This window comes from Haemophilus sp. SZY H35, from assembly GCF_018829705.1.
GTDB lineage: Bacteria > Pseudomonadota > Gammaproteobacteria > Enterobacterales > Pasteurellaceae > Haemophilus > Haemophilus haemolyticus_K.
The window spans coordinates 76,259-98,421 of record NZ_JAHKJZ010000004.1 but is presented as its reverse complement, the minus strand read 5'-3'; the positions used below and the strand labels follow the sequence as shown (position 1 = coordinate 98,421).

Annotated in this window: 23 protein-coding genes; all 23 read right to left on the bottom strand. The window is 41.3% G+C overall.

Annotation, left to right across the window (positions count from 1 at the left end; translation table 11 throughout):
- Window positions 1–3 precede the first annotated feature (3 nt).
- On the bottom strand, window positions 4–378 hold the full coding sequence (locus tag KP710_RS08270) for a hypothetical protein (protein WP_048953027.1): 375 nt from the start codon (window positions 376–378) through the stop codon (window positions 4–6).
- Window positions 375–5,147 carry a TipJ family phage tail tip protein gene (locus KP710_RS08265; RefSeq protein ID WP_215771095.1) on the bottom strand — a complete coding sequence of 1,591 codons (4,773 nt, stop codon included), beginning with the start codon at window positions 5,145–5,147 and terminating at the stop codon, window positions 375–377. Before KP710_RS08265 ends, KP710_RS08270 begins: the two co-directional genes overlap by 4 nt.
- Before the next feature lie 10 nt (window positions 5,148–5,157).
- Window positions 5,158–5,745: a tail assembly protein gene (locus KP710_RS08260; RefSeq protein WP_215771094.1), complete on the bottom strand. Its 588-nt coding sequence runs from the start codon at window positions 5,743–5,745 to the stop codon at window positions 5,158–5,160.
- On the bottom strand, window positions 5,688–6,422 hold the full coding sequence (locus KP710_RS08255; protein ID WP_215771093.1) for a C40 family peptidase: 735 nt from the start codon (window positions 6,420–6,422) through the stop codon (window positions 5,688–5,690). Before KP710_RS08255 ends, KP710_RS08260 begins: the two co-directional genes overlap by 58 nt.
- Before the next feature lie 2 nt (window positions 6,423–6,424).
- Entirely contained in the window at window positions 6,425–7,138 is a 714-nt protein-coding gene (locus KP710_RS08250) for a phage minor tail protein L (RefSeq protein ID WP_215771092.1), read from the bottom strand.
- The gene (locus KP710_RS08245; protein ID WP_232013302.1) at window positions 7,138–7,467 is read right to left on the bottom strand and encodes a phage tail protein; all 330 of its coding nucleotides are present in this window, start codon (window positions 7,465–7,467) and stop codon (window positions 7,138–7,140) included. The genes KP710_RS08250 and KP710_RS08245 overlap by 1 nt, the downstream gene beginning before the upstream one ends.
- Entirely contained in the window at window positions 7,464–10,856 is a 3,393-nt protein-coding gene (locus KP710_RS08240; RefSeq protein WP_215771100.1) for a tape measure protein, read from the bottom strand. Before KP710_RS08240 ends, KP710_RS08245 begins: the two co-directional genes overlap by 4 nt.
- Before the next feature lie 52 nt (window positions 10,857–10,908).
- Window positions 10,909–11,148, bottom strand: coding sequence for a hypothetical protein (locus KP710_RS08235; RefSeq protein ID WP_215771091.1), 240 nt, complete (start codon window positions 11,146–11,148; stop codon window positions 10,909–10,911).
- Between the two features lie 12 nt (window positions 11,149–11,160).
- The gene (locus KP710_RS08230) at window positions 11,161–11,463 is read right to left on the bottom strand and encodes a helix-turn-helix domain-containing protein (protein ID WP_048953019.1); all 303 of its coding nucleotides are present in this window, start codon (window positions 11,461–11,463) and stop codon (window positions 11,161–11,163) included.
- Window positions 11,447–11,830: a type II toxin-antitoxin system RelE/ParE family toxin gene (locus KP710_RS08225; RefSeq protein ID WP_118809165.1), complete on the bottom strand. Its 384-nt coding sequence runs from the start codon at window positions 11,828–11,830 to the stop codon at window positions 11,447–11,449. Before KP710_RS08225 ends, KP710_RS08230 begins: the two co-directional genes overlap by 17 nt.
- A 68-nt stretch (window positions 11,831–11,898) precedes the next feature.
- Window positions 11,899–12,123, bottom strand: a complete 225-nt coding sequence (locus tag KP710_RS08220) for a phage tail assembly protein T (protein WP_118809166.1) — start codon at window positions 12,121–12,123, stop codon at window positions 11,899–11,901.
- Window positions 12,124–12,167: 44 nt separating this feature from the next.
- Window positions 12,168–12,575: a hypothetical protein gene (locus KP710_RS08215; protein WP_118841978.1), complete on the bottom strand. Its 408-nt coding sequence runs from the start codon at window positions 12,573–12,575 to the stop codon at window positions 12,168–12,170.
- A gap of 270 nt (window positions 12,576–12,845) precedes the next feature.
- The gene (locus KP710_RS08210) at window positions 12,846–13,502 is read right to left on the bottom strand and encodes a hypothetical protein (RefSeq protein ID WP_215771090.1); all 657 of its coding nucleotides are present in this window, start codon (window positions 13,500–13,502) and stop codon (window positions 12,846–12,848) included.
- A gap of 2 nt (window positions 13,503–13,504) precedes the next feature.
- Window positions 13,505–13,876: a phage tail terminator protein gene (gpU, locus tag KP710_RS08205; RefSeq protein ID WP_252346394.1), complete on the bottom strand. Its 372-nt coding sequence runs from the start codon at window positions 13,874–13,876 to the stop codon at window positions 13,505–13,507.
- A 47-nt stretch (window positions 13,877–13,923) separates the two neighbouring features.
- Window positions 13,924–14,454, bottom strand: coding sequence for a phage tail protein (locus tag KP710_RS08200; RefSeq protein ID WP_215771088.1), 531 nt, complete (start codon window positions 14,452–14,454; stop codon window positions 13,924–13,926).
- A gap of 2 nt (window positions 14,455–14,456) precedes the next feature.
- On the bottom strand, window positions 14,457–14,768 hold the full coding sequence (locus KP710_RS08195; protein WP_049383296.1) for a hypothetical protein: 312 nt from the start codon (window positions 14,766–14,768) through the stop codon (window positions 14,457–14,459).
- Window positions 14,749–15,072 (bottom strand): DUF2190 family protein, encoded by a 324-nt coding sequence (locus KP710_RS08190; protein ID WP_215771087.1) that lies wholly within the window; start codon window positions 15,070–15,072, stop codon window positions 14,749–14,751. The genes KP710_RS08195 and KP710_RS08190 overlap by 20 nt, the downstream gene beginning before the upstream one ends.
- Window positions 15,073–15,144: 72 nt before the next feature.
- Window positions 15,145–17,187, bottom strand: a complete 2,043-nt coding sequence (locus KP710_RS08185) for a ClpP-like prohead protease/major capsid protein fusion protein (protein WP_215771086.1) — start codon at window positions 17,185–17,187, stop codon at window positions 15,145–15,147.
- Entirely contained in the window at window positions 17,123–18,646 is a 1,524-nt protein-coding gene (locus tag KP710_RS08180; RefSeq protein ID WP_215771085.1) for a phage portal protein, read from the bottom strand. Before KP710_RS08180 ends, KP710_RS08185 begins: the two co-directional genes overlap by 65 nt.
- 3 nt (window positions 18,647–18,649) lie before the next feature.
- Window positions 18,650–18,868 carry a hypothetical protein gene (locus KP710_RS08175; protein WP_140527755.1) on the bottom strand — a complete coding sequence of 73 codons (219 nt, stop codon included), beginning with the start codon at window positions 18,866–18,868 and terminating at the stop codon, window positions 18,650–18,652.
- Window positions 18,865–20,988 carry a phage terminase large subunit family protein gene (locus KP710_RS08170; RefSeq protein ID WP_215771084.1) on the bottom strand — a complete coding sequence of 708 codons (2,124 nt, stop codon included), beginning with the start codon at window positions 20,986–20,988 and terminating at the stop codon, window positions 18,865–18,867. Before KP710_RS08170 ends, KP710_RS08175 begins: the two co-directional genes overlap by 4 nt.
- Window positions 20,989–20,990: 2 nt before the next feature.
- Complete coding sequence (locus KP710_RS08165) at window positions 20,991–21,464, bottom strand: DUF1441 family protein (RefSeq protein ID WP_042599555.1); 474 nt, start codon at window positions 21,462–21,464, stop codon at window positions 20,991–20,993.
- Between the two features lie 285 nt (window positions 21,465–21,749).
- On the bottom strand, window positions 21,750–22,139 hold the full coding sequence (locus tag KP710_RS08160) for a hypothetical protein (protein ID WP_215771083.1): 390 nt from the start codon (window positions 22,137–22,139) through the stop codon (window positions 21,750–21,752).
- Between the last annotated feature and the right edge of the window lie 24 nt (window positions 22,140–22,163).

The window sequence follows — 22,163 nt, the reverse complement described above, 5'->3', positions numbered from 1 at the left end:
AAATCACCCCATTACAAGAACGGTTATATTATTGCCGTATGGTTTATTTCGGCAGTGTACCCACTCCCAGTGCAGTACTTTACCTTCAATGCGGAATTTTGGTAGCAAGCTATCGTTACCAAATGTATAACCGCCTGATACAGTATAGACCGCAGTTAAAATATTATCTTCATAAGACTTACTGCCATTTTGTCCGTAAGGAATTGTGAATTTATCTACTAGTAAAACAGTTTTACTCGCAAGATCGAACGTTTGACCGTTTTCATATACTTCAATCCCATACATTCTGTCACCGCCTTTTGATTTTTTCTTTTTTCGATAAAAGAAAGCCACGGCAATAACCGTGGCGATAATTAAAACAAGAATTAAATAGATCATCTTAGTTTTCCTATTTTTAGTCTCGGTCTCCCACTAGTGTCATAAACAATGATGTTTTCATTGTTCATCACAAGCCCTACATTGCCTTGATTAGCCCTCATCTCGACTTGCCCCTGGTTACTCACCTTGAACCGATTGTTAATATTAATCGATCCGCCTGTAATATCACCAAGATCTGCACTAATTGCTGATAGACTAGTTACGTTTAATTTATCGGCAGTAAGCGACCGTGTGGCAACGTGGTTTGCACCAATACTGTTAGCCGCAACGTGTTTAGCCATCACCGCCCCAGTTGCAATCTCATTAGTGGTAACACTATTAGCCGCTAATAGCTCGGTAGTGATTGTTCTGGTTATGATAGAGCCACCATGTATTGAGGTTACACCTGCATTTTGCCAAGGACTTGGTTGAGTTGTGTATTCTGTACACTCTTCAAGCATTGGACGGGCAACTCGAAGATGTTTATTTGTCTCATTGCTATTTGAAATAATCCAGAATATTGGTATTACTTTAACTGCATTATCTGGGACTTTAAACTTAACAGATGCCCTCTTTGTATAGCCTGTTAAACCGCCATTAAAAGAGTAACCGTTGATAACACCTGTATCAAAATCCTTATAGCCCCCATCTTTGTAGAGACATCTAGCCGTTAGTTTTGAGCTAGCTCTATGTACACCAATGTAGGCAGATAACATATACCAACCGCCACTATTAACAGCCACAGATTCCATTGCAACAGTCGCCTGTGCCGATAAATCGCCATCAATACTGAATATCAACTGGTTTTCGTTTTGCAGGTATGATGTCAAACCCCAAGCATCATTAGCCTGTTTTGAGCTTGCTCTAAAATTTTTACCATTTGAACTCATCCATGAAAAGCAACCATGTGGCAATCCATTATCCTGCACGTTTGCGAAAATTGGGTTATAGAGCAAATTCCCACCTAACCCAATTGCTAACTTATCCGCTGTAACTTCGCCTGCCGCTAAATGATTAGCCCTGACAGCTCCAGCCTGTAAAGCCGCTGTACTAACAGAGTTAGCCGCCATCTTCTCAGCTGTAATCCCACCATTAGCCAGTAAATCACCATTAATTGCTACCTGATTATTTACTACAGACAATATTGGCTTTGGTGAGTTATCTTGAGCATTTTTTACAACGGAGAATTTGTCAGCCATCACAATAACTGAACTCTCGACATCCTTACCTGAATTAGCCGCCCCAAGTGCAATGCCAGCAATAGCAGTCCTGCCTCCAGCAATAGCCTGAGTTTTAATAGTGCGAGTTGCCGATACTTTACCCGATATATCGGTCACAGTCCGATTTATTTCGTCAATGCGAGCCGAAAATCCATCTACACGATTAATCTTAGACTCTGCAGAGCGCTGCCACTCAGTGCGAGCATTAGTCTCTGATGATATAGCTCGACTAACCTCGTCCACCTTAGCTTTAGCGTCAGATTGCCATTGAGACCTTAACGCTTGTGCAGCAATAGTTGCCACTTCATCTTTATTGGCTTTGGTTCCGCCCAATTGATTAATTGTCGCCTCAGCATTGCCAATACGAGAGTTAGCTGAGTTTTCCAAAGCTACCCTTGCGTTAGATTCGTTAGTAAGCGATCTTTTAATGTCATCAAACTGGATAACAGTCGTCAAATCTTCGGGAGCTGGACTCCAGTCGGTTGCAACATTACCAATCTCTAATTTAGGATTAGTTGCAACACAAGTTCCCCCACCAACCTCAACTTTAAATGAGCAGTTTGAAATATTTTTAATCGGCTTATCGAGCAACTGAATTGTTGATTTTAATCTACCGCTATAATCGCCTTGATGATTAGTTAACCAACACTCTACCCAGGTAAACGTATTATCCATGTAATACAAAAACATAGATAATCCGACACGATTTCGTCCACCTCGTACAATACCTTTTGCATTAAGATACACTGATAGCGTTAGTTTTTTACCACGCCAGTTTTCTTTGGCCTCAGATGATACGCCCCACGACGAGCCACCCTCCGCTGAACGAAGTAGGTAGTTACGAGCGCCTACATCAAAGTTAATATTATTAAATTCAGATGACAGCTCTGCTACTTTACGTTTAGCCTCTTGAGATTGTGTTACGGCTTGAGTCGCAGAATCTTTTGCTGTATTGAGTTGGGTAATTAGCTCATTATCAAGTTGATTTTGATTTAATTTTCCATCTATTTCAGATGCTTGTATTTTAGATGTGTATTGACTACCGTTCCAAGTGTATAGTCTTCCGTCGGCGGTATTATGCACTTGCTTGTAACCAAGAAATTTATTTACATTTAAACCTGTTACAGTCTTAATCATTTCAAGGTTACGAGCAGGTAAAGCAGTATCAATTACCTCATTTACAATGTTCTTAGATAGTTTTTTATTCAGCACCTCTAATTCGGCATCAATATCTACCGCACTTTCGCCTTTAATCCCTGATTGCTGATTAAATGGGCCAACATTCACACCACGAGCATGTCGCAACCAGTAATATCTAACCTGTTTTGCGCCAACTTCGTGCGTGTACATTCTTGCTGTGACTTTCGTCAAACGTTTGGCTATTTTAATGTCATCTGTTTCACTGGTAAAAATTTCTGTTGCCGTCGCATCATCAACCCAATCCCACTCAAGCGTGATATTACCCAGACCACCAGTTGTTCTTACGCCTGTTGGTGCTGGCGGTTTATTGATGGTAAAAGTCTGAGTTTTTTCACTCAATAACTGTCCATTCTCATTTTTAACTTGGATAAGGACGCTATAATCTCCGTTTTCGAGACCGTCTATATTAAGATTGTGAGATTGTTGCCCTAATCGCACGTCATATAGCACACCGCCTTTATAAATGCGGATGTCGTATTTTACGATGCCATTACCGCCAGTCACGCTACTGTCAACTGATACGCTACCATCTGCATTTACTGCCACACCAATGTTACTAATTTGCGGTGTAGTAAGTACGGTCGTTCCTACTGGCTCAAACTTGGCGCCATTATCAACAATAGCCTCTTTTTGTGGCTCGTGTTGTAACGCCATAATGGTGTACTTGCCTTTATCCTCCTCTTTTACAAATAACGCCTTAAATAATTGGCTTGTTACTTGTTGAGTAGTCAAAGACCATACACCGTATAGCTCTAAGCCTACTGGCGGTTGATCGAGTGTTACCTCTGTGCCATTGACTGAGATAATCTTAATATTTTGATGCTTAGCGTTAGCATTGATATAGCTAAGATAACTATTGCCGCTAAGGGTAATTTCACGATCTAATGTTACGGTTTTGCCATTAACTGCTAAAACTCGACCGCCAATATTAGTGCCAGCATAGTGCGTATCAGCGACTTTGATAATGTCACCAGGGATATGCATTAGCCCTTCTGCGCCAACAGTAAAGGTAACGGTTTTAGTTTCTAATTTTTCAGTTTGCAACAACCATAGAGCTGTACGGTGCGCTTGCCCTCTTGATGTACAGCCAAAAGCCGTGATTTTCTTAACGTTTAATCCATTTTTACGGATAGATTCGTCATCAGAGACATACTCAATAGCCTTTTCATAGCTATTCTCTTTATCCGCGTATTCAACTTGGATTGCATTATGGCGGGATTTTCGAGCCGAAAATGTATAACTAAAACCACTTTCATCCACGTTGGCATTTGTATAAGTCCAGACTGGATCTGCAGGTCTATCCATGACAACTGTGAGCTGCTGACCATTCCAAACTGGCATTGCTCTGAAAATTGAGCAAATATCATTAATAACTTGATAAGCAGAGCGTTGTTCTGTCAACCAAACATTACAGGTAAATCTTGGCTCTTGCCCACCAAATCCATCTGGCACTAATTGGTCACAATATTGGGCGACTTGATATAACGCCCATTTATCCGCGCCAAACTCACCAAGTCTTCCACCCAAGCCATAGCGCTTATTAGTCACCACATCATAGAGCACCCAAGCTGGATTATCTGTCCAGTCAATTTTAAATGTACCATCCCACATACCTGTATATTGACGAGTACGAGTGTCATAGTTGCTTGGTACTTTTACTTTTAAGCCAAGTAGGTCATAGGTACGAGTAGGGATGTTGCTAAAATACTCTGAGTCAAATTTAACCCCCATCAAAGCTGTGTTTGGATAAGCAAACTCAGTATCAATAATCTCTGTGTAGCTCGACCAAATGGTATTATTTTGTAGGCGCTGTGTTGTGCTATCATCTGTAGTTCTCTCGACTTTCACGATAAATGGCACGCTAGGCAGATTATCAAAAGTATGATGTTGCAAATACTGAGAGCTATACTTGCCACTAATTGACACAGGGTAAGTTCTTGAGCCAATGGTAATGATAAAGTTTACCGTTGTTCCGTTTGTGTCGCCATTATCTTCTTGTTTAAAAAGCGATTGGACACCGATAGTCAAGCGTAATCGAGATACTTTTGCATCAGTTACTGTTCTTGTAAGCGGTAGATTTTTCTTAACTAGGGTGCCAACACCTACTTCTTTTTCGGAGGTGTTAAACCCAGCCATTAAATCCTGTACTTGACCGCCTACACGCCCCTCTACCTGCACATTTTTGAAATTATAAGAGCCGTCTTTGTTTTGTACTGGCGTTTTGTCAAAATAGATGGACTTCATTCCATCAGCTAAACCGTAAACCTCGCCCTCAGAGATTGCTTCAACAATTTTGACAAGTTGCTTACTTCTTCCGCTCTCTTTTGCCTCGAATGGAGTATGACCACCGCCGCCACGACCTTTACCCATTGAAAACTCCTTAAATTTCAGTATCCATCGTTTCTACACCCTGAGATATGATGAGAGAGCCTACTCTCATTCTCCCGTACGCCAATGGCATAGGTTTTCCCTGTGCTGTCATATTCGACAGGTTCGAAAATGCCGTAGATTGTTTCTTTTCTTTTTCAGTACCCAGTTTCATTTCTGGCATTTTTGTAAGCATTTGAGCAACACCACCCAATAATAGAGATGCGCCAACAGAACCCACTATCCAAGCGGCATTGGTGCTAAGCAGACCAAATCCAAGGGGCCCTAAAGCTATTGCCCCAGCAATAATTGCGACACCGGCAATTACGCCAAATAATCCGCCACGTTTTGAGCCTTTTAAAACAGGTGTAAAATGCACTGTTGCATCATCTTTTAGTTTGTGGCTCAGCCCTTGCTCAAGATAGCGATTATCCAAGTAGTCTCGCCCTACTCGCACGGTAAACAATCCTTGCTGAATGAATTGGCGCAATTTAGGAATTTGGCTCGTTAAGGCTTGGACTATCTCTGCCGTAGTTTGGCAATCTAGCCTAAATTCAGATCCAAACTGTTTAAGGCTACCGTAAAATCTAACGTTGACCATGCGTTGTATCTCCAAATACTATGAGTGTGTTTAAACCAATAACCATCATACAAATCACGCTTAGATAATCGTTTTGGCGCATGATGAAGTACCATTTGATTGCCCACATAAATTGCCGCGTGATTGGGTACATCAGCCCCGATGTTGATTAAAATAACATCGCCTATTTGTGGCTCTTTTACTTGCTCAAAACCGTGTTTTGCCATGTTATCTAGGTAGAGATTAAACCCATCTTCCCACCAGTAATCATCACGTTCAAAATTAGGAAACTCTTTGCCAGACAACCGATAAAAATCGCGGAATAACGTGTAGCAATCCGTTTGCCCGTGAATAAATTCGCGCCCAAGTAAAGGCGGCACCCACGGGAAAACATGAATCACCCCATCACACACAAGCCACCAATCCAGTTCCGTATTTTGTTGCATCTGAAAATCAGCGGGAGACAATACAGGTTCACCGCCGGGGTGCGAATGGACGAGAGCGACAATATTCCCTTTCATGCCAGCGGAAAGAAAATCATCAGGCGAAACCTCGAAAAAGTTTTCCGGGTCGTCTGCGATATTCTCACAGTTAATAAATTCAAGTTCACAACCAGCAAAAATAACAAAGCCACACATTTCGCGTGGCTCCAGTTCTTTTGCTATTTTCAGTATGGATTTTTTTAATTCTTCGTTCATACTTACCCCAATTTATCAACGCTTGGGAATCCACCAAAATTAACCACGTTATTTCGTAACGCGCACCCTGTGACTAATCCGCTACACTTGTCTTTCTTGCGGTCGTTTGTCGGTTGGTCTTTTTCATCCGCAACCGCTCTGCCAGTATAGCCACACTCAACGCTACGATATAACCAACTACAAGTGGTAGTAATCATTCTTGCACCAATTAATGCGTTGTCGGTCTCGGATGGCAAAGCTAGTGTAAACTGAGCAATATCTCGATTTAATGAGGATAATTGCTCAATCACAAAGTAACTTAATGCCTCTTGCGTTGGATCTGCCTTTTTGTTGCCGTTTGCGAAATTAACCGCATCAAGGTAGTGCATATAGACTAATCTGCGTCTGACAATTCCGCCCAAGCACTGATCAAAGCGGTTGCAAAGTGCGGTAATAAATCCATTAATATTTCCCAGCGTGAGAGTTGGTCGATTACTTGGGCCATTACCTGACATTTCAAAACCATCAGCTTTTACGGCAAATGGCTCAAATGTTTTGCCTTGCCATACGATAGATTGAGATTTTTCATTGGTGCCAGCATAAAAGCGATACAGCTCGCCATTCATGCCGTCATTATCTTTCAATCCTCGTAAATCCACTTCAAACAATTCAATGAGGGCATTTTGTTCAAGTTTGGCTAGGTCGAGTTTAAATGCGTTACTAATTAAGGCTGGCATTATGGCTCCTCTTTAAAATCACAGGTGATTTCGGTATAAGATTGATCTACCTTTGCAGGCCACTTTTTACAAATCACTTTTTTAAGTTGTTTTGTTAAAGGATCGATAAAGTAAAAAGGTTTGATCCCTTGATGGCGCTCGAAAAATGATAAAACATCGGGAGCGCTTTTATTTCGCACCTTAATGACAACAGAATAAGTTTTAAGCAAAGCATTGATACCATTCAATCTGCGCTGTGTATAACCATCGCCAAACACTACTTCACTAATATTTGGCTCGTTATCTACACTATAATTAGGTCTAACACACCATTTAAATGTTTCCATCATCCAAGCATACCTCCATAACGCATATTCTCTTGTAGCATCTTGCCTGATTCTTGCTGTGCAATTTTTCGCATTAATTCTACTGTAATTTCAAGCTGTCCATTTCTTGATTGTTGGCTTACCGTTGCATCCATCGGTTCACCGTTATTAATCACCTTAACCGCTATATTCCCTGATGATTTAGGTTGATAACCCATAGTTGGCAATCTTGGTACGCCGACTCCACCACCATTAGCAAAACCACGACGCACAGAACCGTAATTAAGATGATCTAAAAAGCCACGGCCCAAACGAGCTGTGGCTTCTTTTGTTATGACGTATTCGCCCTTATGTACAATACCAGCTGGTGTATATTTTCCACCATCACCTGTATAACCGCCTGTAGCAAAACCAACACTGGTAATTTGAGACACTAAATTAACACCCGCACTTGCCACTGCTGCCATATTAGCGAATTTCTGTGCTGGCGTAAGAGCGGTTGGATCTGCAAGTGCTTGTGCGACCGCTTGAGATAACTTCACCGTAGCTTCTGCAATAGCAAATGCTTTTGACACTGCAAACATTGCTTTATAAGCTGCGGATTGCTTGCCGGCTGATTGTTCAACGACTGATGTTAAAGTTCCAAACGCATTACCAAGATCATTTAATCCAGTAGCATAAAGCCCCATTTGCTCTTGAAACTGGTTATTTCTGTATTTTTCAATGATTTGCTGTTTGCGTTGTTGGAATTCTTCTTCCGTGATTAACTTTTGATCGTTAAATGCTTGGAGCTGAGCAAGCTCTTGCGTTTGTTGATTAATTAACTCTTGTTGTGGGTCATAAAGTGCGCGTAATTGTGCCAATGGATCGACCGCACTTTGTGACATCTGTTGCGCATAGTCAAACTGCACTCGATTCGAGGCTTTCGCCGCTTCACTTTGGTTGATCTGCCCTTTCTCGTATAATTCTTGAATAGATTTTAGTTCATCATCAAGATTAGCTTTCAACAACTTTTCTGGCGCATATTTGCCAGCAAGCTCTAAACGTTGGCGAGCAAAGCGTTCTGCAATAGCCGTTTTTGCAGTTTCATATTCTTGATACGACACCACACCTTTTTTATTGTGTTCTTCCAATCGTTGCAACATTCGCACTTGTTCTAATTCAATTTCACCTAGACTAGAACTGTTTTTCTTGCGAATTTCATCGTAGAAATTAAGCCAACTATCACGAGCATTTTCACCCGATTTTTTGTGACTTTCTTTGATTTGTGTTTCAATTGTTGTCACTTTGGTTTCATCGGAAAACATTTTTTCTAATGTTGCTTTTCCGGCTATGATCTTATTTAGTGTTTCAACTGATAAACCAACAGCTTTATCTGCCGCATTAGCTGCGGTAATGGTGCCTGTCGCAATGCCAATCAATACTTCATTATATTCAGCACCCTCTTTCCCAAGCAATTCATAGAGGCCTGCTAAAACATATGCAGATTTTGCTTGCCCTTGTTGTTTTAACTTCGCGACTTCTAATTTTTGAGCAAGCGTTGTTGATTTACCATTTAATTTATCAATTGCATCTTTTAAATCCAAAGTTTTATCTGTGGCGTTCTTTGCACCGTTTGCTGCTCCAGAGAAACTTTTTGGTAAAGTTGCGATAATATTATTCGCAGTTACTGCATCAACACCAAGTAATTTGAATTTTTGTCGGACATCATCAAGACTTTTACCTGAACGCAACATGTTTTCAGCTAGAGGAGCAAGCATTTTTACGAGGGCTTTTTCTGCTAAACTTGCATTCTCTTCGATAGACTTGATTTCGTTTTGTAAGTGATCCAACTCTTTACTATTAATACCATTATCAACTTGAAAACCATCAAAATTAGCACTAACGTTTTTTGTAGCGATAGTGGCTTTAACTTTTTCGATTTCCTTGTAATATTTCTCAATATCTTCGAGTTGCTTTTCTACTTTTAAGGATAATGCAGCTTCGCTTAACTCATTATAACTTTCTGCTAATCCTTGGTTTGCAGTTGTAGTATCAAGTGCCCACTGTCTTGCTTGTGCAGCTTGCGAGCTAAAGAAAATTAATGATGTAGCGGCTATTCCAATTACGCCAGCAGGCCCACCAAGTAAAGCCATTACACTTTGCAAACCTTTTGCCGCCATCGCAGCAATGTTAGTTGCCGTGGCAAGATTTCGTTTTGCAGTAGCTTCAGCTTGTGCAAGTGCAATAATTTGCGCTGACTGCACTTTCATTCTTTCACGCAATGCAAAGCGTGTTTGTTCCGATTGCGCAAGTTGAAATTGTGCGTTTAAGCTTGCCATTTCAACCTGAGCCGCTGTACGCATTGCAGTAGCTTTTGTTGCTATGGCTTTTGCCTCTGCAATATGAGCTAGAGCATTTTTTGCACTAGCATAACCCGTTTTTAATAGTTCCAAGCCGTATTTACTAAGATGACCGATAGCAAGTGCAGCTGTCAGCGATCCAAGACCAATAATTAATTCTTGGAGATGATCGCTAACAAAATCGACCCCAGTAGCTAGTTTTTGTGTAACACCTAACGCACTATTTGCTTCACCTGAAAACTTAGTTATCGATGTCTCTAAATTTGTAAAAGACATTGAAAGCGTTTTAACGCGTTTATTAAAGTCATTATCTACTGTATCTCGTGCTTTTACTAAAGCCTGGATAACAGTGTGAATATCCAATTGCCCTGCTTTAGCTAAGTTTTTCAGCTCACCAGTTGTTACGCCAAGCCCTTTAGCTATTGCGTCAGCAAGTCCTGGAGTTTGCTCAATCACAGAATTAAGCTCATCACCGCGTAATTCCGCACTTCCTAATGCTTGCCCAAATTGCATTAATGCTGCTTCTGCTGCACCTGCACTAGCACCTGAGATTGCAACAGATTTTGCAACAGTCTCAGTTAATTCTGAGACTTGTAATTGAGATAAATTCAATCTATCTGCATTTTGTGCAAAGCGTTGATAGATTTGTGCAGTAGCACCTACAGCTTGATTGGTTTTCAAAGAAATATCAAACACCGATTCTGTCGCAGCCACCATAGCTGTTTGGCTATTTGTTACTAAGCGAATACGGTTTTGTAATTCAGTATAACTATCCGCGTATTTAATCACATCAGAAATACCAGATGATAAATAGGAACCGCCCGAACTTACAATGCCAGCCCAAAAAGTACGGCTTGTCGTTTTATTAATTGTATTTGCCGCTTTCTCTATGTTATTCAAATATTGAGTTGTACGCTCTGAGAATTGTTTTGCTTTGGCCTGAGCTTTTGTAAAATTCAATTCAAATTGTTTTGCGAACTTTTGCGTTTGATAGGATGATTTATCAAGCGCCTGATTAAACTGAATTGAGTCTAAACTCAAAAGAATATTTAACGAACCTAAACTTGACATATTCACCTCATAAAAAAAGCCCGCCAGAGGCGAGCTTTTAGAAACTTATAATTTAATTAATAATAACATATTTCACACGATTCTTATCTTGTTCAGCTATCCTTAGTTTATTAATACGGTTATTTTCTTTAATAATAGCAACAACAAGACAAGTTGCGAAAATAGCAACATATACACCCAAAAAAGCGAGAATATAAGTAAAATCAACGGCAAATAAAAGGAATAACGTCCCTAATGCAATAAGCAGTATAAAAAAGCATTTTGCTGTAAATTGAATGAAATCACGCAACATACTTACCACCTTCTATAAGTTGAAAGTAACTGTTTTTCCTGTGGGTAATTCAACCGATAAATTTAACACGCCACCCATTGCTTCAATGTAACGTTTAACTGATGATAATTTAATGTCATTTCCACGTTTTTCAAGGGCAACAACTGACGGCTGAGAAATACTTAATGCTTCTGCCATTTGCTTTTGTGAAAGCTCTAATTCTTCACGAATACGGTAAAGTTGTAACTCCATTCGCATATCGTCTGCCATAGCTTTCACTTTCTCTTGCTTTTCAGCTGGAAGATTATTCATCAGATCTTTAAATTTCACGCTCATTTTCTTGCTCCTTAGTTAATTCAGAAAGGTAATCATCATAGGTTTGTTCCGCTAGGGCAATCATCTCTTTGTAAAAGAGTTTTTCTTTCTTGCCTTTTTTATCTCCGCCACATAAAACAATCGCTTGTCTGACAGGGTCAAAAATATAAAATAAACGGAATACCGATAATTTAGACTGTACTCGCAATTCTTTTAAATTGGTATATTTAGAGCCTTGCAGCGTATCCGCATAAGGTCTGCTTAATTGTGGACCTTCTGTTGATAATAATTCCAACGCCGCATAGATTTTTAATACGTCATCTTCTGCCAGCGTTTTTAACCAGTTCAAAAGTGGGTCTTGTAAAATTACTTCCCATTCTTGTTTCATACAGCTATTACCTTTCTTATTATTTATATAGATTTTAATCTATATAAAATGCAGGGGCAATAGATAATTTAACGATTTGCTAAATAATCAGCCACCCCGTCATCATCTTCATCATCCATTTTTTCTTGATAAAACGGCATAAAATCAGATAATTCTGGAGCCTTAGATTTAGGGTCTCGATTTATCATAGCAAGCAAATGTGAAACTTGTGCAGTCCGATAGTCCTCTCGCCATAATCCAAAAGGCTGTTCCTGATAAAACATTTCGTATTCTTGGAGATGATGCTCTGGCATTTGCTCAATTTCTTCAAGTGTTTTGCCGAGAGAAAGTGAGAGGTTTATTTGGAACTTTCTTCGGCTAGAGAGTTTTTTGGTTCATCTTCCACAATAGCTTGCGTTAATTGCTCAAATACAACCTTGTCTAATTTGGAAAGTGCGGCTAAATCATCAGGGTTATCCACATCAAAAAGATTTTTACCATCTTGATCGCACAACCGCATAGCAAGCGTACGCGTTAATCGATTCGGATCATAAATTTTAGCAAGTTGCTCAGTAAGGTGTTTTTCATCATTGAAGTTCAATTCAATACCCTGACTCTCTGCAATGCGTACCAATTCTTGTTGTTGCCCATAAAGCACACGATTCATTTCACCAACGGTAATTTCACGTATATAAAAAGTCACTCCATTAATAATGATTGGGGTAATTTTAGGATGATTTGCTAGGAGTTTTTCACGTAGATTCATTATTTATCACCTTTGTTTTTAATTGAATTAATAATATTTGGGAGTCGCCAAGCGATGATGAAACATACGCCTAACACTAAATAAGCTAAGGTCGTTTCCCATAATCCATATTGCATAGCTTGCTCCTTGAATAAAGGAAGAAAGTTAGTTATAATTTCCAATGAAGTTTATTCCTTTTAAGTATGGTTTAATTGGAATGAAAAACCCGAGGAGCGCTAACTCTTCGGGTTTGTTTTTTTTAAGTGCGGTCAAATTTCACTGCACTTTTTTCTATGCGGAAACCGGCAATAAATAATCGCGTTTTGATTTTTTAATCGTCACGCCCGATTCAAATTTGCCTTTGACTTCACCGCTAAAATTAGGTGAGGTTTGGATAAATCCTGTACCGTAAAGAGAACCTTGACCATTTTTCAAAATCATCATCCAAGGGAATGTTTCTTTCGCATAAAACTTCTTGCGCAAGTCAGTTTGCATTGCGGTACCTGGTGCATAGAAGAATGTTAATTTAATTGAGCCATACTCAATCTCACCCGCTTCTGTTTCAGTACCTTCAGAACACATTGTTGTAATATCTTCTTCGCCTAATGTGTCGCCATCACCCTCAATCTGTTTAATCGCACAGAAATTAGATGACCATTTCACGGTAGCCACTTTAGCTGCTGCGTAACTGGCCGGCGCATCTTGGCTTGTCCAATCAACTTCATCTGCAAGTGTAATTAAGTCGTTGGTAACGGCTTTTACAGGATAATATCCATCAAGCGCACCTAAACCAGTTAACTTAATAAAATCCCCTACTTTGGCACCATGCCCTGCTGATGTAATGGTTGCATTAGGCTTAACCGTTACGGCTGTGACTGCTTTGCCTTCGGTTAGACCAGTGCCTAAATAAAATTTAGTGCCTTGAAAAGGTGTAGTTTGTGTAGGCATATCTAGTCCTCATACTTAATTTGATATTTAAGGTTAGAAACGAACCAAGTGCGATTCGTCGTATCTTGCTCGTATTCGTAGCTAATAAGAGTCATTTCAGAAATATTTTCCGATAATTCATCATTAGATATAGCTACGCTTAATCGCTCTTTGATTTTGTCTGCAATATCATCTAATGCGTCGTCACCCGATGCAGTTTTCAGATAAATTGCGATGTTTAAGGCTGCGGTATATTCGTGATGACAGAGATCTACCTCTTCGCACGAAATCTCATCAAGAAACACTGCGATAGCTGTTTTTTCTTGGTCAATATCAATAAATAAAGGGCGCCCAGAATAAATATTCTCAACACCCTTTATACTGCTTTTGAGCATATCCGACACTTGATGTCGAATCTTCTTATGAATTAGCATTTAATCCTCTATTTTTTAAAAATGTCACTCAACTCTCTTGTCAGTTCGACTTTGATCTGACTTGAATAATCTTTTAACTCATTATGGAAAGCCGTTGTTAATGGTCTAGATAACGGAATCTTAACAACATCAATTGAATACCGCTCTTTACCTTGTCGCTGCATAACGTGTTTACGACCATTTGCTAGAGTTTGAATGAAACCGCGTTGTATTTGATATTTGCCTATTCTGATTTGCCCTTTACTCGCTCGCATGGTTCGTCTAGGGTTTTCCAATAATCGAATTAACGGTAAATTTCTTCTATCAACTCGTATTTTTGCAACTGGTCGATTCGATGTTGCTTTTTGGGATAATTGAGCTCGCTTGCGGATTAATTTAGCTGGCACATGAATCTCTTTGGATACATTTTTTGTTCCATTTTTGATTGCACTTCTCGCTACCTTATTAATCGCTTTTGCTGCCGCTTTAGGCGCGACTTGATTAGCCAGTTTTCGGATATTAGCTTGTAATGCTGCCATCCCTTCAATTTTCACCGCCATATTTACTCCAATTGCAGTACGATCTTCTTGTCTTCAAAGCTAAACCCTCGCACAACATATTCCTCTGTTGAAGAAGTAATGATATCTCCAAGTTTTGGCTTATATCCTGATGCTTTAAAAAGAGTGAGAGTACGCGTCGTGCCATTAATTAAGTAATCATCGGTGTAATTGCCACTCATTAGTTTTGGGCTTTCATCAAGCACAGCTTTGTATTTTTTGCCGTTGATAACATAGACGGACATCATCACATCTGATATGACTTTATCCGCCTGTGCGAGCGCATCATCAAACGGACTAAGCGTTGATCTTGACATCTACAGTGCCCATCGATGCGCCGCTAGCATGCCAAGCAATACCTAAACGCTTGTTACTACCAGCGGTAATGGTTGCACCGTCGGTTGCTGACCAGTAAACAATTGCACCTTGTTTAATGTCATCCTCCGCTTTTGCTTTCACCGTAAACACACCTGTAGTTAAGCCAACGCCTGTTTCATTTTGTGCAACATCAGATACTGAGATTGCAGCAAGGTTTTCTAACATTACTACATCACCGCTTTTTACAGCAGCAGTAGCGGTAAAACGAACGGTGTTTCCGTCTTGTAGGTAATTTTTAGCCATACTTAATTAATCCTTTTTTTAGGTAATAAAAAACCGCACATAAAGTGCGGTCGCAATTTAATAGTGTTTAAATTACTTGTTTGTAACTTTTACAATACCACGGTAATCAATCACGTTAACACCTGCATCAATGCGCACCTTGGTAGATACACCATCAACAGTGAAACCTTGTTGTTGCTCCATGTATGGCGTATCAATGCCGTCAAGATAAGAAACTTCAATCGCCTCTTTGTTGATTAAGTACCAAGATTTTGGATCGGCGACTTGTAAACGTGCAGATTTAACTGTCGGCACAATGTCTCGGATTGGATTGATAATGCCAGAATTGATATCAGCCCCCTCCACACTTGCTGAACCTAGAACTTGTTTAGCACGAGTATAAAGTGAGGTTGGTAACAACATAAAATCAGGCTCAATTGCTAATGGCTCACCACGAGTATTTACAAAGCCATTCATCATTTGAATTGCTTTATCAATATTGGCTACATCTAATGCGGCATTATCAAATGAGTTTTTGTGCGAGGCATCAAATAATTTTTTGCCGTCTTGTGCAATCGCGTTACCGGTTAATAACGCAAACACTAATTTAGCGATTGTTGCACGTGCAGCTTGTCCCATTTTTTCAGGGATTTTTGTCAACAAGTGCATATCGTCATTGATGATTGCTTGACGAGTAATGCTAAATAATTGTCCGTAAGTCGCTAATGCAACGCTAGCGCCCTCATCGCCGATTGTGCCGTAGGTGTATTCCTCACCCTCACCGACTTGCGGTAAGTAGCCAAAATCACCCAAGCCAACACGTTTAGCCGCGCGGAAGTCGGTTAATGTGCCGCGAGAGGTAAACTGATCAAAGTTTTCCGCTGCGGTTTCCCAGCCTTTGAGCAAGGATTTGTGCGCCACATCAATTAAGATTTGACCAAAGTCAGAGCTTGAGTGGGTAAATGCCAAGCCAACCATGCTCATTGCATTTTGACCTGAAACGCTAATGCCACGATCGACCAATGACGCACGAGCAAGCTCACGCAAGGTCATTGCGTTGTAGGCATTGTCTTTGGCATTTGCTTTGTCTTTGTCGATACCCGCACGAGCTAACAAAGATTGTTTCACGCTGTCACCAACGATGTTGCCGTTACCTGCATAAGGCGTTGCGGTTGCGCTTGGGGTGGTACCTGCACCAAGTTTTGCTAATAATTTATCTTTGGCTTGATCTGCGGTAATTGATAAATCACCTAAACACTCCACTAACAAATCATTGTGCGTAGTACCAAACGGTGCAAATACCGCTTTAATGTCAGCGTTGCGTTTATTTAATTCGGCTTGCACTTGTGCGGTGTTATCTACTGGAGCTGTTGGCGCTTGATTTACCGGTTCTGTTGGTGCTGGTTGTGCAGGGGTTGCTGTTGCTTGTGGTGCAGATGCATTAGCGTTGCCTTGTGGCTTAAACAACATGTCTTTCATTGCTTTTGGCATATTTTCAAAGTCCTCTAATTTTCGTGATTTAATAGACGCCATCGCCACAAGTGGTTCGGCTAGTTTGTCGGCAAATCCTTGTTCAACGCATTCTTTACCGTTGAGCCAAGTTTCCGCCGATAGCATTTCTGCTAATTCTTCAGGTGTTTTTCCTGTTTTGTTTGCATAGGCTGGGATTAGCGTATTTTCGACCTTATCTAATAGGTCGGCATACTTGCGCATATCCTCAGCATCACCGCCTTGGATACCCCAAGGTTTGTGGATCATCATCATTGCGTTTTCGGGCATGATGACCTCATTACCCGCCATCGCAATAACGCTCGCCATACTTGCTGCCAATCCGTCAATGTAAACTGTCACATTGGCTGGATGATTTTTTAGCAAGTTGTAAATCGCGATCCCATCAAAAACATCACCACCTGGTGAGTGGATGTGTAGGTTGATCTGCTTAATGTTGTTTCCGCAGTCTTTTAAATCCTGCGCAAAACTGGCCGCAGACACGCCCCAAAATCCGATCTCATCGTAAATTGAGATTTCTGCCGTATCGTTGGCTTTGGCTTTGATTGAGTACCAAGACTGGTTATTCGTCTTTGTCGCGCTCGTTGCCATCGCCACCGGTGACAGAATCATTTTTTGCTTTTTCATTTGTCGTACCTGTGTTAGTTAAATCTGTGTCAAACTTGAGACCAAATTTGCGGTTTTCCTCAACCTCAACTCTACGTCTACGTTTAACTTCTGCTGGGTTGCTACCGCTTGCTCGTACTGCTTGGCTTTCGGTTGCCAATCCACCTTTAATACGCTCTTTCCAGGCTTGCGCCTCTTTAGTTGGATCAATCCATGGCATAACTGGTCCACTATAAACAGCGTTATAAAGTGACGCCGGATCAATATCGACTGGCACCTCAATTTCGCCGCTGACAATCGCCATTTTTAGCCATTCGCGGTAAATAGGGCGTGAGATGTGAGCAACAAAGGTATCTTGTAAAACGGAGTAGCCCTCAAAGCTCTCCACCAACTCTTGGCGTTGGCTTGAGTAAGTGCCGTTATAGTCACGGGCAATACTTGAGTAACTTGAGCGAGTACCAGCCGCTGTTGCCCTTAATTGACCATTTCTAAAGGTTTCAAGGTTAACGTTTGGGCGGTTTGAGTTGATTAATCCGATGTCCTCACCGGGTTTTAAATCATCAATAATCGCACCAGGAGCAATCTCAAAATCTCGCTCCGGACTGTCTGCGCTGTAATCCTCATTATCCCCATAGGTAGCGGCATCACCTTTTTTGATGTACATCGTAAAGGCAGCGGCAATTCGTGCGGCCACACGCTCGCTCTCCTCGTAGTCTTTGAGATCGGCAAGTCGGACGATTACGCCATGCAACATTGATACGCCACGCAACTGGTGTAGCCGCTTTTTAAACGCAAGGTGCAACATATTTTCCGCCGGCACTGTTTTAACTCGTCCGTAAGTGCGGTTGTTTTCCTGTGGATTATCCATGTAAACGCGGTAAGACACAGGACGGCGCCAAGCATTAATCTCTATCCCTTGGATTACATTTGCCGTATCAAGGGTATTCATCGGCACAAAATCAGGCTCTAATGCCTCAAGGCTAAATGCAATGTCTGTGCTATGATTTAGTCCAGCCACACTACCACGCACGAGCTGGATAAATACCTCACCATCTCGTAACCAGGTACGCAAAAGCATTCGCTCTAATTCTGGTCGAGTAAATTGTCCAGTGACCTCTGGACGCACAGACCATTCCGCCCATTTTTTGCGGATTTGTTCCGCCAAATCCTCATCAACATCGCCACTTAAATTTAGCGGCTGTGGCTCAATATGGATACCTCTTGAGCCGATAACTCGCTCTTCCATTTTGTCCAAAATCCCGATCACAATATCGTGATTTTGATCTAATGCCCGAGCCTGTTCTCGCAAACTAACCGCACTTTGTTTGGTCGATACATTCGCGCCTTGGCTTTCGCGTTTTGCCTTATGTGTACGGCTTGGCATTGCTGCCTCGTATGCATTCATCACATATCGGCTTTTTGCTCGCTGTGCGCCCCATTTAGGCGAGATTGCGGCAATTGTTTTATCTAATATTCCCATCGTTTAAAATCTCGCATACTTGATTCTGTGACGTTTAACGCGCTGTCTTGTTTCCGCTAATAACTCATTAAGCATTTGTTGATAGCGGTCACGCTGTTTTGTCCATTCGGACACTTGGTAAGATACCGATCGCCCATTAAAGCTAACTTGGCTTTGGGCGTTTTCAATCTTCTCGTCAAGGGCTCGGATTTTTTCTTCGAGTTCGTCTCTTTCGTAAATCACAGCCACCCACCTTTTTTCTTGCTTACGCCACCGTTTAGCCAATTACTTTTTGTTTTGGGTTTCGGTTGCGGTTTTACTTGTTCAATTTCTACCGCACTTTCAGTTTCTTCTTCCGGTGCGGATAATTCTCTACGGATCACGTTAGAGTTTACGCTTGGCAATTTCGCCCAGTATGGGACATTGTCCTCATCGCCCCACTTAATACGCTCATAACCACGCAAAATAGCGATCGCATGGGCATAGCAAAATAAGTCAAACGCCTCATTGTTGCCCTTACCTGGTTTGCGCCATTTGCCGTCTTGTCCGCGCTCCTCATAAGTCAGCTCATCAAAAAACCATTCGCCAAGCCACGACGGAAAATGGATATAGTTAGCCCCGATAGTCTCACGGCTTAGTGCATTACTAATGCGATCTTTGAGTTGATCTGTTTGGAGTAAATACAAAGGCACATCACCGCGTGCTTTAGCATGACGATCTGACCGTGAGGTATTATCAGGATAGGTGCGAGAAATCAGTTTCTGTCGTTTGGTGCTATCACCTTTGACGAGATACACTCGTTTTGATATGCCATCACGCTTACATCTGCGCCAAAACTTATAGGCGTTATCCGTTACACCATCCTCACCGCCGCTATCCACAGCCATTGCAAGAATTGGCATGAATCCGCCGTCTAATCCCTCAATACGATATTGCTTATTAAGCACATCACTAATGAGTAAATCCCAATCCTCAGGGTAGCCGGACGGATCAATCGGGAGGCTTTCTCCATCGGAATTGCTCCGCATTGATGATTTAATGTTGTATCTATCAATGAGCCACCGTTCGCTGTTTTCGCCATATCCCACAATTTGGACGACAAAACGGCGATTCCGCCCACCCTGTACATCAACTGCAGCCAATAAAAAACGGCACCCATAAGGTACCGTTCTTTTTTCGGTTTCTTCGCGCCGCTCCATTAATTCATCACTTCGGCGTTGCTCAAGTGCGGAGCGTGGTAAATAAGGCAATCCCCAGTCTGTATTTGTTACTGCCTTTAGAGTTTCTTCACTGCCAGTCATTTCAAATTCATGTTCAGCAGTGAGTAATTTATAAGTTAATTGCGCCCATGTTTGATAAGCGGCGGCAGGGCCTTCTAGCCAAAATGATGCAATACGAGAATTTCTTCCCTCGCCATGGATTACACCATCTTTATCTATCGTTTGCCCCTCTTTTAACCACTTGCCACCGATATTTAATGCGCGTTTCTTGTCAGGCTCTACGAGAGATTGACAATGAGGACATTGCAATCGAGCATTTTCGCTTGCCTTAACATAGTCGGTATCATCTCGATAACCCACCATATTTGCCATTGATGGCTCAAACCATTCTTTGCAATGTGGACATTGCCAATAGAATCTGCGTCTATCGCCACGGTTATATAGAGATAAAATACCTGTTGTTGGCGGTGCCTCGTGAGTCGTTTTGGGATGATGTTTTATATCAACAATATCCTTACCTGGCGAACTCTCTACAAGTGTCATACCGGCACTCATAAATGTAGTCGTCCGTTTGGACGCTAAACTAAATCCATCACCCTCGCCGTCCACATCATCGGGCCAGCGGTCGTAATCTGTTAATGCAACGTATTTGTAATCGGATGATGACAATACGTTAATTGACGGCCAACCAATCTTTAATAAATTACCGGCCCTAAAATATTTATCGTGGACATTGTTATCGTTTTTACGTGGGCTTAATCTTTTTGCAATCTCAGGCGAGCATCTAAAAGTGCGGTCTAAACGCTTTCGGCTGTGTTCGCTTGCTTTTTCTTGTGTTAACTGCACAAGTAAAAAATCAGACGGATCGCAAATAATCGCATAAGTAATCCAACCATCAATCAATCCAATTGTTTTACCTGTACGAGCTGGCCCAACAAAAATTACTGCGTCATATTCACGAGAGTTTAGGCAGTCCATCGGATCTAACATATATGCAGCAGTATCTTTATCCCATTTAACTGAATTACCACCACCAACAGGCACGCGCATATATTCCGCTACGGCTTCAGATACTTTCATTCGGCGAGGCGGTTTAAGTAGATTTGCAATATCTCGCCTAATATCTTTAGCTGATGCAAACATGGTTACTCCTCTGATTTATTATCGCCAGCCTGTATATGTAATGACATTTGCGATTTAACGTCATCAATCACCTGTATTACACGAGTTAATTGTGTTGGAGTTAATGCACAATCACGCTCTAAAATATCTGGCAATGTATCAAGTGACTGCACAACAGCTTTAGCCAAAAAGCCCATCTCTTGAGCAACTTCAAATGATGGTACCAGTTCGCCAGTATCTCGCTCGTATTTAAGTCTTTCGTTTTCCGCTTGCCAAAATGCTCGTCTCTCAACAGGCGACAAGCTATCAACATCCGCCGTCATTTTTTCGGCAAGCCCGATTTTGATTAAATCAGATAGTGCATAGAGCTTTAATTTGGAATTACTGCCAATAGCTGGCGTTAGTCCTGCAAGCCTTTGTGACACGGTTTGCCGATGCATTCCGACCAGTTCGGCGATCTGATTTATATTGAGTTTTAAGTCGTATAAATTATCCATAGCCGAGACCGTTAAAATGCCCAAAAAAGGGAAAAGATGATGATGCCTAAGATGTCAAAAAACTGTCGAAAACCGCGCGCCCGAAACCCCGTGGAAATGGGTACCCCCTCAGGAGTACCTTTTTAATTCGAATTTATCTGTGTAATTCTCATTGATGTGTTCGTTTTAACATCACATAGCTTAGATATAACCCCAAAAGACTTGATGTTCCCCTTAGGGGTATAGCTGAGATATGTAGCGTATATAAAACAAAAGCGACTGTTATCAGCCGCCTTTATTGAAGATTTAAATATTAAAAACCGTCTTACCTTGCTCATTGGTAACGTAGATATGATCACCAGTGCCAATTAATCTGTATGCAATCTCTTTCTCAATGCCTTGATTGCCGTACTCGTCATCTGGTATAAAATCCATCATCACACCAATGATTTTATCTGTTGGATTATTTCGAGCTGAGCAGTAGATTGACTCCTTGCGGATAACCTCTTTGCACTCTTGGTCGGCGAACATTGGCTGGGTGTAATAAATACCGTTAAGTTCGGTTGGTCTCTCTTTTAGTTTGTCCGCCAGTCTGAGCATCTCTTTGTACTCACGAGAAGTCTCATCATAAAATGCAAAGCTATTACTCTCGGTGATTGACGTTACACCGTCCTGGATGATTTTAATTGTTAGCATAATTGCTCCTGTTGTTTTTATTGA

What these genes read in the sequence shown, in the direction of transcription:
- KP710_RS08265 (WP_215771095.1), bottom strand. Translation starts at nt 5,147, where the DNA reads ATGGGTAAAGGTCGTGGCGGCGGTGGTCATACTCCATTCGAGGCAAAA.
- gpU (WP_252346394.1), bottom strand. Translation starts at nt 13,876, where the DNA reads ATGCTCAAAAGCAGTATAAAGGGTGTTGAGAATATTTATTCTGGGCGC.
- KP710_RS08255 (WP_215771093.1), bottom strand. Translation starts at nt 6,422, where the DNA reads ATGAACGAAGAATTAAAAAAATCCATACTGAAAATAGCAAAAGAACTG.
- KP710_RS08190 (WP_215771087.1), bottom strand. Translation starts at nt 15,072, where the DNA reads ATGGCTAAAAATTACCTACAAGACGGAAACACCGTTCGTTTTACCGCT.
- KP710_RS08225 (WP_118809165.1), bottom strand. Translation starts at nt 11,830, where the DNA reads ATGAAACAAGAATGGGAAGTAATTTTACAAGACCCACTTTTGAACTGG.
- KP710_RS08165 (WP_042599555.1), bottom strand. Translation starts at nt 21,464, where the DNA reads ATGGATAATTTATACGACTTAAAACTCAATATAAATCAGATCGCCGAA.
- KP710_RS08210 (WP_215771090.1), bottom strand. Translation starts at nt 13,502, where the DNA reads ATGCCTACACAAACTACACCTTTTCAAGGCACTAAATTTTATTTAGGC.
- KP710_RS08240 (WP_215771100.1), bottom strand. Translation starts at nt 10,856, where the DNA reads ATGTCAAGTTTAGGTTCGTTAAATATTCTTTTGAGTTTAGACTCAATT.
- KP710_RS08215 (WP_118841978.1), bottom strand. Translation starts at nt 12,575, where the DNA reads ATGAATCTACGTGAAAAACTCCTAGCAAATCATCCTAAAATTACCCCA.
- KP710_RS08250 (WP_215771092.1), bottom strand. Translation starts at nt 7,138, where the DNA reads ATGCCAGCCTTAATTAGTAACGCATTTAAACTCGACCTAGCCAAACTT.
- KP710_RS08170 (WP_215771084.1), bottom strand. Translation starts at nt 20,988, where the DNA reads ATGTTTGCATCAGCTAAAGATATTAGGCGAGATATTGCAAATCTACTT.
- KP710_RS08200 (WP_215771088.1), bottom strand. Translation starts at nt 14,454, where the DNA reads ATGGCGGTGAAAATTGAAGGGATGGCAGCATTACAAGCTAATATCCGA.
- KP710_RS08160 (WP_215771083.1), bottom strand. Translation starts at nt 22,139, where the DNA reads ATGCTAACAATTAAAATCATCCAGGACGGTGTAACGTCAATCACCGAG.
- KP710_RS08270 (WP_048953027.1), bottom strand. Translation starts at nt 378, where the DNA reads ATGATCTATTTAATTCTTGTTTTAATTATCGCCACGGTTATTGCCGTG.
- KP710_RS08220 (WP_118809166.1), bottom strand. Translation starts at nt 12,123, where the DNA reads ATGCCAGAGCATCATCTCCAAGAATACGAAATGTTTTATCAGGAACAG.
- KP710_RS08185 (WP_215771086.1), bottom strand. Translation starts at nt 17,187, where the DNA reads ATGAAAAAGCAAAAAATGATTCTGTCACCGGTGGCGATGGCAACGAGC.
- KP710_RS08230 (WP_048953019.1), bottom strand. Translation starts at nt 11,463, where the DNA reads ATGAGCGTGAAATTTAAAGATCTGATGAATAATCTTCCAGCTGAAAAG.
- KP710_RS08195 (WP_049383296.1), bottom strand. Translation starts at nt 14,768, where the DNA reads ATGTCAAGATCAACGCTTAGTCCGTTTGATGATGCGCTCGCACAGGCG.
- KP710_RS08235 (WP_215771091.1), bottom strand. Translation starts at nt 11,148, where the DNA reads ATGTTGCGTGATTTCATTCAATTTACAGCAAAATGCTTTTTTATACTG.
- KP710_RS08180 (WP_215771085.1), bottom strand. Translation starts at nt 18,646, where the DNA reads ATGGGAATATTAGATAAAACAATTGCCGCAATCTCGCCTAAATGGGGC.
- KP710_RS08245 (WP_232013302.1), bottom strand. Translation starts at nt 7,467, where the DNA reads ATGATGGAAACATTTAAATGGTGTGTTAGACCTAATTATAGTGTAGAT.
- KP710_RS08260 (WP_215771094.1), bottom strand. Translation starts at nt 5,745, where the DNA reads ATGGTCAACGTTAGATTTTACGGTAGCCTTAAACAGTTTGGATCTGAA.